This window comes from Paenibacillus sp. S-12 (genome assembly GCF_030363895.1).
Taxonomy (GTDB): Bacteria; Bacillota; Bacilli; order Paenibacillales; family Paenibacillaceae; genus Paenibacillus_B; species Paenibacillus_B alvei.
Window position 1 is genome coordinate 437,466 of sequence record NZ_JASIUF010000026.1, and the last position, 11,297, is coordinate 448,762.

The window sequence follows — 11,297 nt, forward strand, 5'->3', positions numbered from 1 at the left end:
GGAGAAATGAGGCGAACCGGAAAACGAAAGGCGGCTGTACTGCTTCTGCTCAGCATCGTCCTGGTCATAAGTGGATGCTTCGGGAGTAAGTCCGTACCAGATGGGCTTGGCGGTGAAGGCAACGGGAAGCTGAAGGTGTATTATCCCTATGTGGAGGACTTCCATAACAAGTACGGCCAGTTATTTAAAAGCCAGTACCCGGACATTGAAATTGAGATCATCCAGTCGGGGAATGAAGAAGAAGACGCATCGGACAAATTAAGCCCGCAGGAAAAGCTGCAGCGCATGATGGAGCGCCAGAAGCCGGACGTCCTCGTTCTCAATCTGGATGAGTACGAGCATTTATCCAGCATGGGCAAGCTGTATGATTTGGAATCGGTGATCAAGCAGGAACAATTCGATTTGGATGGTTATATGCCCGGTTTGATCGACATGCTGCGCGAGAAGGGAAACGGTTCTCTATTTGGGCTTGCTCCCACGCTCAGGGCTCGGTACTTATACTACAATGCGGATATGTTCCAGGAGAAACGTATTGATCTGCCGGTCAACAAAATGCAGTGGAAGGATCTCTTTGAATTGTCTGCAAGATTCCATAACGGCAGGACGGATGAAGATGCTTCCTATGGATTGATTGATAATCAAGCTTCTGATGTATTGCAGGAAGTCGCAGCTACGAGGGATTTGCAGCTATTCGATGCGGAAGGCAAGAAGGTGCTGCTGCAGTCCGAAGGCTGGAAGCAAGCGTTTCAGTTAACGGTCGATGCGATCAAGAAAAAGGCGGTATCCGTTCGCCCGCCAGAGCAGAGCGGCGATCCAGGATCGCGTTATATATTGGCCATGAACAAATTCGTTAATGGGGAATCCCCGATGATTCTCAATGATTCGTCCTTTGCAGCACACATTGGCGGGTCTTCTTCCAAGATAAATTGGGGCATGGTGACCGCCCCAATCAATCCGGCGCACGCAGATGAGTCCAATAGAATCTCTGCCACGCAAATATTCGCCATTGCTGCCGATTCGGCAAATAAACATGATGCTTGGGAGCTCGTCAAGTTCATGAACGGCACAGGGATGGCGAAGATCATATCCCGTTCAGGAAGAAGTGATTTACCAGCGCGGACGGGATATATCCCGAGAAGTTTGGAAAGAGGCGCTGAATCCATTTATATGCTGAAGCCATCGAAGCATCATACGAACGAGCAGTGGAAGAAGAACATTCCGGACAGCTTCTATCAGGCGTATGAGCCGCTGTTGAATGAAGCGCTGCATGCTGTAGCCGGAGATAAGATGACATTGGATCAGGCGATTGCGGATCTGGAGCAGCAGGCGCAAGCGAAGCTGGATCTTGCCCGCAAGAACAAATAAAGCAGAAACAGCCATAGCCGTAGAGAACGGACTATGGCTGTTTGTTTGCGTAGGATAGGTATCCTACCTTAGTCTTACTTATTCAGCATATGGAATACTTGCTCGACGTCTTTATCCCCGCGACCGGAGATGTTGACGATGATGATCTGCTCTTCTCTAAGCGTTGGCGCGAGCTTTAATGTATGAGCAACTGCGTGTGCGCTCTCGAGTGCAGGAATAATGCCCTCTGTCTTTGACAGCACTTGGAAGGCTTCAAGCACTTCTTCATTCGTTACCGTCACATATTCCGCGCGGCCGGACTCATTCAAGTGGCTATGCTCGGGTCCGATACCCGGGTAGTCCAAGCCTGCTGCGATGGAGTAAGTTGGAGCAGGATTGCCTTCCTCGTCTAACAAGACAAGACATTTGAAGCCATGCAGTACACCAGGCACACCCTTTGTTAAGGTTGGCGCTTGATCTGGCTCGACTCCAATTAGACGTACTGATGGCTCCTCAATATAATGGGCGAAAGCGCCGATTGCATTGCTGCCGCCGCCAACACAGGCGATAACGGCATCTGGGAGACGACCTTCTTTCTCCACGATTTGGCGCTTCGATTCTTCACTAATAATCGATTGGAAATGCTTCACGATAGACGGGAACGGGTGCGGCCCGACAGCAGAACCTAACAGATAGAACGTAGATGCGTAGTTTTCCACCAGATCATCCAGTGCTACATCCACCGCATCCTTCAATCGTCCTTGCCCCTTTGAGACCGACATGACCTTGGCTCCAAGCAATTCCATACGGAATACATTCAGTGCCTGACGGCGAATGTCTTCTGCTCCCATGTAAATGATGCACTCCATGCCGAACATGGCACATACCGTTGCTGTCGCAACACCGTGCTGGCCTGCTCCTGTTTCCGCGATGATGCGGTGTGCGCCCATGCGCTTAGCGAGCAGAATCTGCCCAAGCACGTTGTTGATTTTATGGGAACCGGTGTGATTCAAATCCTCGCGCTTCAAATAAATCTTGGCACCGCCGAGCTTCTCTGTCAGATGCTTCGCATAGGTGAGCGGATTGTCACGACCTACGTATTCGCGTGCGTACATATTGTATTCTTGGATAAATTCCGGGTCGTCCTTGTACTTGTAAAAGGCTTCTGCGAGACGCTCCAATACCCCTTGCAATTGGGGCGGTACATAGCTTCCTCCGAACTGCCCGAACCTGCCTTGTTCTGTTGATACGGTCATGTGAATTACCCCCTCGGTTCCAATGATTAGCAATAATTTGTTCATATTTTATCGCACTATCGTGTTAAAGTCTAATGTTATTTCTGATGCATCAGCTCTTTACAGAGACGAAAAAGGGTATAAAGCTCAGGATGTGTGTCCGAATCTTAGATGATGTGCGACATATGATTGGAACATGAATGACCTAATGATATAATCAATATGATGAAAACGTTGTCTTACGATTTGCGTTTTCGATTTTCGTAAGCGCGATCATAAGCTGGCATATGAGGGATCTCCTCTGAACGAGACAGATAAAGTCAGGCTTGAGAAGGTGAGGGAGAAAACATGAAATTGTTAGGCGCTATTGAGGGCGGAGGCACGAAGTTTGTCGTTGGTGTCGGTACCGAAGATGGACAAATTCAACAAATCGAATCGTTCCCGACGACGACACCGGAAGAGACGATGGATCGTACGGTTGCGTTCTTTAAAGATAAAGGAGTTAGCAGCATTGGCTTTGGTTCCTTTGGGCCAGTAGATCTGAATCCGAACAGTCCTACGTATGGACATATCGCAAAAACACCTAAGCCGCATTGGAGCGGATACGATGTTGTTGGGCATTTGAAGCGCCATTTCGATGTGCCGATTGGCTTTGATACAGACGTGAACGGAGCGGCATTGGGCGAAGCGACATTCGGAGCGGCCAAAGGCTTGAACAACTGCTTGTACATCACAGTAGGTACAGGCATTGGCGCAGGTGCTGTCGTGGAGGGCAAGCTGGTTCATGGGCTGCTTCATCCAGAGATGGGTCATATTATGGTGAAGCGTCATCCAGAAGATACGTATGAGGGCAAATGCCCGTACCATAAAGATTGCTTGGAAGGCCTTGCTGCAGGTCCGGCAATTGAAGCGCGCTGGGGCGTGAAGGCGTATCAATTGGGCGAGGATCATAAGGCTTGGGAGCTTCAAACCTTCTATTTAGCTCAAGCGCTCATGAACTACATTTTGACGATTTCTCCGGAAAAAATCATTCTCGGCGGCGGCGTCTCCAAGCAGCTTCATCTGTTCCCGCGCATTCGCGAGCAGGTGAAGACACTGTTGAACGGATACGTTCAGCATCCTGCTATTTTGGAAGTGAACGAGGATTACATCGTGCCTCCAGCATTGCAGGATCGTGCAGGAATTACAGGTGCGCTAGCACTTGCAGTACAAGCATTGAAATAGGATGTGATGGATTCATCCATACATGCCGCATCATAGAAGTGGGATGGCAAAGCTGTCGGACAACCGTGTCCGGCGGCTTTTTTTTGTAGATGAGGTTGATTGTATGAGCATGAGATTGTCCCCTCATTGGCAATGGCTGCATACATTTCGCTTCCTTGGGAAAAGGTGAGATGTACTTACATACCTTGTCCAATGAGGGGATGAATTCTATGTTTAAATCAGAATTCGGCGTGTTGCAGAAGGTCGGCAAGGCGCTTATGTTGCCTGTCGCCATCTTGCCTGCGGCAGGTATTCTGCTTGGCATCGGGAACGCGCTGTGCAATCCGGATATGATTGCGAGACTTCCTTGGCTCAGAAATAGTGCAGTCAGTGTCATTACGAATGTCATGGAGCAAGCGGGGGGCATTGTATTTGACAACTTGTCCCTGCTGTTTGCAGTTGGCGTTGCCATTGGTCTTGCTGGCGGTGACGGGGTAGCCGGCTTGGCGGCTATCGTCGGCTATTTCGTTATGAACGTGACACCCGACATTGTGGCAAGCAATTCGGCCTATGCTACGATTCAGGACATCCCGACCCTCCAAACGGGCGTGTTCGGCGGGATCATAATCGGGATCGTCGCAGCCGTACTGTACCAACGATTTTTTACGATAGAGCTGCCCTCCTATTTGGGTTTCTTTGCGGGCAAGCACTTCGTTCCGATTATTACGGCTGTTACCTCACTCATTATCAGCATGATCATGGTGTTCATCTGGCCGCCTGTCCAGAACGGCTTGAATACCTTCTCGCTTCTATTAGACCCTTTTGGTATTAGAGATAAAAGTTTCATACTCTCCGCCCATTTTAAATGCGCTTCTGTCTGATTTGTACTTTTTGCATTCTTAATTTGAATGAAAAAAGATTAATCGGGATAAATTTCCGTTTAAGGAGATTATTGAGAACCCCTAATTGCAAGAAGCCCAAGGATGAAAAATCCCTGGGCTTCTTTGCGCTGCAGTACAGGCATAACCACAAACACCACAACATAATCCCAAATTCTGGTTCTAATCTTCATAAAAAGCCTCCTTTGACTTTTAAATTATTTTAAGTGCTATTGATCATATTCTAATATTAACTAGTAATGATAGCTTAGTTATACTCTCATTACTATGAGATTTGTATAAATTATACATATGGAAGAGGTGTTTGTTTTGAAGAAATTATTAAGCGTTTCCATGGCACTTGACATCGGATTGCATACTTTTTCCTGCACTAGGGAAAGGTAAGGCGTACTTAGTGTACTTACATACCTTGATTAGATGAGGGGATGAAATCTATGTTCAAATCAGCGTTCGGCGTGTTGCAGAAGGTCGGCAAGGCGCTTATGCTGCCTGTTGCCATCCTGCCAGCGGCAGGTATTCTGCTTGGCATCGGCAATGCGCTGCGCAATCCGGATATGATTGCGAGACTGCCTTGGCTTGGAAATAGTGTAGTCAGTGTCATCACGAACGTCATGGAGCAAGCGGGAGGCATCGTATTCGATAACTTGTCTCTCTTGTTCGCGGTTGGCGTTGCCATCGGTCTTGCTGGCGGAGACGGGGTAGCGGGGTTGGCGGCTATCGTTGGTTACTTTGTTATGAACGTAACGATGAAGGTCATGATGAACGTTACACCTGACGTTGTGGCTGGCAATTCGGCCTATGCTACGATTCAAGGTATTCCGACTCTGCAAACGGGCGTGTTCGGCGGGATCATAATCGGGATCGTCGCCGCCGTACTGTACCAGCGATTTTTCAAGATCGAGCTGCCTTCTTATTTAGGCTTCTTTGCGGGCAAGCGCTTCGTTCCGATTATAACGGCTGTTACCTCGCTCATTATCGGCATTATCATGGTATTCATCTGGCCGCCTGTCCAGCACGGCTTGAATACCTTCTCGCATTCGCTGCTTGATTCGAACCGGGCGCTGGCCGCGTTCATATTTGGTATTTGTGAGCGGGCACTGATCCCGTTTGGGCTGCATCATATTTTCTATGCCCCATTTTGGTTCGAGTTCGGGGAATACATGGACAAGGCGGGACAGCTCATTCGCGGCGACCAGAAAATATTTTTCGCCCAGTTGAAAGATGGAGTGCCCTTAACAGCTGGTACCTTCATGGCAGGTAAATTCCCGTTCATGATGTTTGGACTTCCGGCCGCTGCATTGGCGATTTATCATGAGGCGCGCAAGGAGAACAAAGCCATAGTAGCAGGTTTGATGGGCTCGGCAGCGCTAACCTCCTTTTTGACAGGAATTACAGAGCCGCTCGAGTTCGCCTTCCTATTCGTAGCTCCTCTCTTATTTGCAGTACATGTGTTGTTTGCGGGCATTTCGTTCCTGACGATGCACTTGCTTGGCGTGAAAATTGGTATGACGTTCTCGGGCGGAGTCATTGACTACCTGCTGTTTGGCGTCTTGCAAAATCGGACGCCTTACTGGCTCGTTATTCCGGTCGGGCTTGTACTTGCTGTAATCTATTACTTTGGTTTCCGCTTTGCGATTCGCAAGTTCAATTTGCGAACACCCGGACGTGAAGCTACTGCTCCAGCAGCAGCCGCTGCATCGGGAGCCACCGCCTCCAATGAACTGCCGCGAGGCATTCTGAATGCGCTTGGCGGCAAGGAGAACATCGCTTCCCTCGATGCATGCATTACGCGGCTTCGTGTACAGGTGAAGGATTCCGGCGATGTGAACAAGGATCGACTGAAGGAGCTTGGAGCTTCAGGGGTTCTTGAGGTCGGCAACAGCGTACAGGCGATATTCGGCACGCGCTCTGAAACCATTAAGCATCAGATTAATGAGCTCATTACGCAGGAATCGATGGAGCTTAAGCCTGACGATGTCGGTGCAGCAAATCGACGTGATATGGAAATCGGACGCGAGGATAAAGAGGGTGAGCCAACCTCGGAAAAGAATACAGAAAAAAGAGGTTAGTATTTACGAAGAGGGATACAGAAGAAAGACGGTAGAATCAACGGAGAAGGATACAGAAGGAAAACAGTAGAATCAACGGAGAAGGATACGGATAAAGACGGTAGTGTCTACAGAAAAGGATACGGAAGAAATCAGCACGGAAAAGGATATTGGAAGACTAACGGTTGCATCCTCTCAAAGATTGCGGCTATATTTATCCACTGCAATCGGATCGCAGGCATGTTCCTGTGCTGTTCGCAGTGTTTGTACCCTCACAACATGGTTGTGGGGGTATTTATGTTGCGCATGAGTTGAACAGCCTTTCTCATCGTTTCAGTATGTAAATCCTTTGCGGCCGGCGCTATCCCCTTCACTCAGGGGAGGAAATCATCAAAAGAGCAAACTGGGCAACTGAGCAAGCGGGATAGTGAAACAAGGTTAATCCATAGAGGAATGGGGTGAATGGGGGGATCGAAATATAACGATAACGTTAACTATGTTAATTTATTCAATAGTTAACAAATGATTGTCCTTCAACAAATCATCATGTAAAATGTATTTTTGAAATGTTAACTTAATAATTTAGAATATGGTTTACACAAGAGAGGTTCTACCTATGGGCTCACATTCGCATACAGACGGGAAACAACATACCGCAAGAGGATTATTTGTATCTTCCACAGGAACTGGAATAGGGAAGACCATCGTGACCGCAGGAATCGGAGCGTACTATCATGAAATCTGCCGGCGCCGAATTCGGATCTGGAAGCCCGTACAGAGCGGCGTGACCTTAGGGGATCCGGAAGCAGACAGCTATCGCCTGCGATTGGGGAGTGGACTGTTACATATTCCAGAAGAAGAGGTAGCGACTTGGACATTGCAAGACCCGCTGGCACCATGGATGGCGTTTGAGCGGGCAGGAATTGAATTTTCCTTCGACTGTTTGCTGGAGGAAGGGCGCGGACGGCAGAAGGATGATTCCTTTTTGCTAGTCGAAGGGGCTGGAGGGATTGCTGTACCGTTCAATGCGGCGCATACGATGGCTGATGCCGCTCGTGAACTAGGTCTCCCCGTGCTGCTCGTGGCTTCATCGGGCTTAGGCACAGTAAGTCATACGGTAACAGCGGTGCAGTATGCACGGGAAAGAGGAATTACAGATCTGGCAGTCGTATTCAGCGGGCCACCGGCATTGGCGGATGACCGTGAGCTTGCGGAAAATGCAAGAATGATTGAGGCAATGGCTGAAGTGCCTGTGTGCGGGATTGTTCCTTGGCTGGTACAGCCTAGCCATGCTCGTGCCATGGAAACGGCAGCCTGGACGGCGTGGAGGCAGCGTTGGCTTGCATCCTTTGTCCACATGAAGAAGATGACAGCTTGGCTTCAGGAACGGGCATAAACAATGGGATTTTTACGGGAATGAAGCGACGAATGTAAGGATAAATCCATATTAGGATAATGATCTGTAAGGGAGAGATGGGGATGAAGGAGCAGTTGGTGAAGGTGAAGGACATAAATTGGCGCGGGCTGGCAGATCAAGCTATCGAAGGAAAGGCATTGACGCGTGAGGAGGCGCTCGCTGTGCTCCGTGCGGATGATAATGAGCTGCTAGCCATTATGGATGCGGCGTATCAGGTGCGGCGCCACTTTTTTGGCAACAAAGTGAAATTGAACCTGATTATTAACGCAAAAAGCGGACATTGCCCGGAGGATTGCGGGTATTGCTCGCAGTCGATTCGATCCGATGCGCCTATCGAGAAGTACACCATGCTGGAAAAGGATACGCTCATAGATGGTGCGCGCAAAGCGATGGAGATGAAGGTGGGAACCTACTGCATCGTAGCCAGTGGGCGTGGGCCGACGAAGCGGGAATTGGATCAGGTCGTAGCGGCTGTCGAGGAAATTAAATCGACGATGCCGATGAAAATATGCGCGTGCCTAGGGATCCTCTCACCCGAACAAGCAGCTCGGCTGAAGCAGGCCGGTGTTGATCGCTACAATCACAATTTGAATACAAGCTCTGATCATTATTCTCATATCACATCCACACATACGTATGAGGATCGGGTACATACGGTGAGTACAGCCAAGTCGGCAGGCATGTCGCCATGCTCCGGGGTCATTATGGGAATGGGGGAGACAGACGAGCAGTTGGTTGATGTCGCTTTCTCCTTGCGTGAGCTGGATGCGGATTCGATACCAGTTAATTTTTTGAATGCTATTCCAGGTACGCCACTAGCTCATTTGCATGATTTGGATCCGCGCCGTTGCTTGAAGGCGCTCGCCATGTTCCGCTTTGTCTGTCCTTCGAAGGAGATTCGTGCTTCCGGCGGTCGTGAAGTAAACCTTGGTTCTTTGCAGCCACTGGCTCTATATGCAGCCAACTCCATCTTCGTTGGGGATTACTTGACGACAGAAGGACAAGAAGCAACGGATGATCATCGGATGATCGAGGATCTGGGCTTCGAAATTGAACGATGCGCCCTATGACCGTCAGCTCTGATCGCTGGTCATGGATGCGGGCTCAATTATCGGAACGGGAACAGGCAGGACGACTTCGTTGGTTATCACAGACCGTATGGCTGGAAGACGGCTGGATGATGCGCGAAGGGAAGAGGATGCTTAATCTAGCCTCCAACTATTACTTAGGACTGTACCCATGGATATCCGATGCTCTGTGGAACTCGTTGAACGAGGAAGCAAGGTTGCTAGGGGAGCCCGGTTTGCGGATCGGTTCCGGATCCTCGCGCCTCATTACAGGCCATGATCCCCATCATGCAGCACTAGAGCGTGAAATGTCGGAGTTCAAGGGAACGGAGGCCTGTCTCGTATTATCGAGCGGCTATATGGCGAATGCAGGAATTATCCCTGCGCTCGTCGGTCGCCATGACGCGGTGTTCAGTGATCGGCTTAACCATGCCAGCATTGTAGATGGGATTGTGCTCAGTCGTGCAGAACATATTCGATATCCCCATCGTGATTTGAATCGGCTGGAGGATCAGCTGAAGAAATGGACAGTTGGCGCGCTAGGGGCAGGCAGGGCGGCGCGCAAGCTTATTGTGACGGATGCTGTATTCAGCATGGATGGAACGCTTGCTCCGCTGGCAGAGCTGGCAACGTTGAAGGAACGCTATGGTGCCATGCTTATGGTGGATGAGGCGCATAGCGGCGGCGTATATGGGATTGAAGGAAGAGGGCTCTGTCATGCACTTGGTATCCATGAGCGTGTAGATATTATGATGGGAACGTTTGGCAAGGCCTTCGGTGCGGTCGGTGCCTATGCTGCCGCTGAAGATATTGTCATTCGTTATTTGGTGAATCAGGCGAGAACCTTTATTTATAATACGGGTTTGCCGCCTCTCGTTGCAGCGCTAGTACGTGCGCGGCTGCAAGAGGTGCGGGCCGCAGAAGAGGCGCGCTCGGCGTTAATGCGCAAGGCATCGCTTTTCCGTGCGCGATTGCAGGCAGGAGGTCTGGATACAGGGGAAGGTGACAGTCATATTGTGCCGGTGATGCTGGGCTCTGATCGAAGGGCGGTAGCGGTAAGTGAAGGCTTGGCTGAAGCGGGCGTTGCGGGCTTGGCCATTCGACCGCCTACTGTGCCAGAAGGCACGGCGCGCATACGATTTGCACCGTCTCCGCTGCATACGGATGAGGACTTGGCAACAGCGGCAGAAGCAGTCGTGCGTATTGCGGATGAGCTGTAGGATGGTTAGCTTGCGTTGGACTATTGGGGAAAAATTGAATTCGTTATATTTTACGAAGCAAGATAGAGAGGGTTGGGCATGATGGACAGACAAGAGCCGGCGAATGAGAGGAGAGAGGCACAGCTTGCACCGTCGCCAAGACCTAAGCTTTTGTGGGTGCATGGCTGGGGGATGTCATCTTCTGTATGGTCGAGGCTCGCTAAGCTGCTTCCGGAATTTGAACATCGCTATGTATCATATGCGGGTTCCAGCTCGATTTCGTCGCTGCTTGATGCGGTTTACCGCCCTCTTTTGGAAGAACCCGACGGAGAGTGGCATGCAGTCGGCTGGTCAATGGGCGGGATGCTGCTGCTGGAGGCGCTGGCAGCTTGGCAAGCGGAAGCGGAGGCTGGGCAGGAGCGGATGCGGAAGGAACAAGGGGCAGGAATCAGCAGGCACATTGCTGCTGATTCCTGCCCGCCGGCTGTACGCAGCGTCATTCTGACGGGAACGACGCTGCGCTTTATTGACGACACCGGTCGGGCTGGCTGGCCAGACCGTGTCGTGCGGCGCATGCGCCGCCGATTGGCGCAAGCTGCGCCAGCGGATACACTCCGCGCATTCGCGGAGTGTATCCCATCTGCGGCGGAGCGCGCGAGCGCCGATAGCTGTTGCTGGCTGGCGCAGCACACGGCAGCTATCGGCAAGGACTTTACGCCCGCGGGGCTTGATGCGGGTTTGGCCTACTTGCAGCAGGCCGACCTGGAGCGGGCTTGGGCGCGTCTCACCGACGCGCCGGATGGTCCGCGCCTTCTCTGGCTGCATGGCGCGGACGACAGCGTATGCCCGCTTGCTGCACAGCAGCGGGCGCAAGCGGCAAGCGGC

The 11,297-nt window shown here is 50.8% G+C and carries 9 protein-coding genes and 1 pseudogene; 8 read left to right on the plus strand and 2 right to left on the minus strand.

Features of this window, described 5'->3' with window-relative positions; translation table 11 throughout:
• Window positions 1–6: 6 nt before the first annotated feature.
• Window positions 7–1,365, plus strand: a complete 1,359-nt coding sequence (locus NO352_RS24625; protein ID WP_289356991.1) for an ABC transporter substrate-binding protein — start codon at window positions 7–9, stop codon at window positions 1,363–1,365.
• 74 nt (window positions 1,366–1,439) lie between these two features.
• Here the strand turns inward: NO352_RS24625 and trpB are convergent, their stop codons facing one another.
• Entirely contained in the window at window positions 1,440–2,600 is a 1,161-nt protein-coding gene (gene trpB / locus NO352_RS24630) for a tryptophan synthase subunit beta (RefSeq protein ID WP_268598927.1), read from the minus strand.
• Between the two features lie 327 nt (window positions 2,601–2,927).
• Here trpB and NO352_RS24635 point away from each other — a divergent pair, with 327 nt between their 5' ends.
• Together NO352_RS24635 and NO352_RS24640 are read left to right on the plus strand one after the other, a co-directional pair.
• Complete coding sequence (locus tag NO352_RS24635) at window positions 2,928–3,803, plus strand: ROK family protein (RefSeq protein WP_289356992.1); 876 nt, start codon at window positions 2,928–2,930, stop codon at window positions 3,801–3,803.
• A gap of 209 nt (window positions 3,804–4,012) precedes the next feature.
• Window positions 4,013–4,630: pseudogene (locus NO352_RS24640) on the plus strand (PTS transporter subunit EIIC); the annotation flags it as partial.
• 101 nt (window positions 4,631–4,731) lie between these two features.
• Here NO352_RS24640 and NO352_RS24645 read toward each other — a convergent pair.
• Complete coding sequence (locus NO352_RS24645; RefSeq protein WP_289356993.1) at window positions 4,732–4,854, minus strand: hypothetical protein; 123 nt, start codon at window positions 4,852–4,854, stop codon at window positions 4,732–4,734.
• A gap of 261 nt (window positions 4,855–5,115) precedes the next feature.
• On the opposite strand from NO352_RS24645, the gene ptsG reads away from it, so the two are divergent.
• The 5 genes from ptsG to NO352_RS24670 form a co-directional block, all read left to right on the plus strand.
• Window positions 5,116–6,750 (plus strand): glucose-specific PTS transporter subunit IIBC, encoded by a 1,635-nt coding sequence (gene ptsG, locus NO352_RS24650; RefSeq protein ID WP_289356994.1) that lies wholly within the window; start codon window positions 5,116–5,118, stop codon window positions 6,748–6,750.
• Between the two features lie 595 nt (window positions 6,751–7,345).
• Window positions 7,346–8,125 carry a dethiobiotin synthase gene (bioD, locus tag NO352_RS24655; protein WP_289356995.1) on the plus strand — a complete coding sequence of 260 codons (780 nt, stop codon included), beginning with the start codon at window positions 7,346–7,348 and terminating at the stop codon, window positions 8,123–8,125.
• An 83-nt stretch (window positions 8,126–8,208) separates the two neighbouring features.
• A complete protein-coding gene (gene bioB, locus NO352_RS24660) occupies window positions 8,209–9,216 on the plus strand; it encodes a biotin synthase BioB (RefSeq protein WP_268621305.1) in 1,008 nt (335 codons plus the stop codon).
• The gene (locus tag NO352_RS24665) at window positions 9,213–10,433 is read left to right on the plus strand and encodes an aminotransferase class I/II-fold pyridoxal phosphate-dependent enzyme (protein WP_289356996.1); all 1,221 of its coding nucleotides are present in this window, start codon (window positions 9,213–9,215) and stop codon (window positions 10,431–10,433) included. Before bioB ends, NO352_RS24665 begins: the two co-directional genes overlap by 4 nt.
• A gap of 78 nt (window positions 10,434–10,511) precedes the next feature.
• Window positions 10,512–11,297 (plus strand): alpha/beta fold hydrolase (locus NO352_RS24670; RefSeq protein WP_289356997.1); only part of this gene is annotated, 786 nt, incomplete at its 3' end.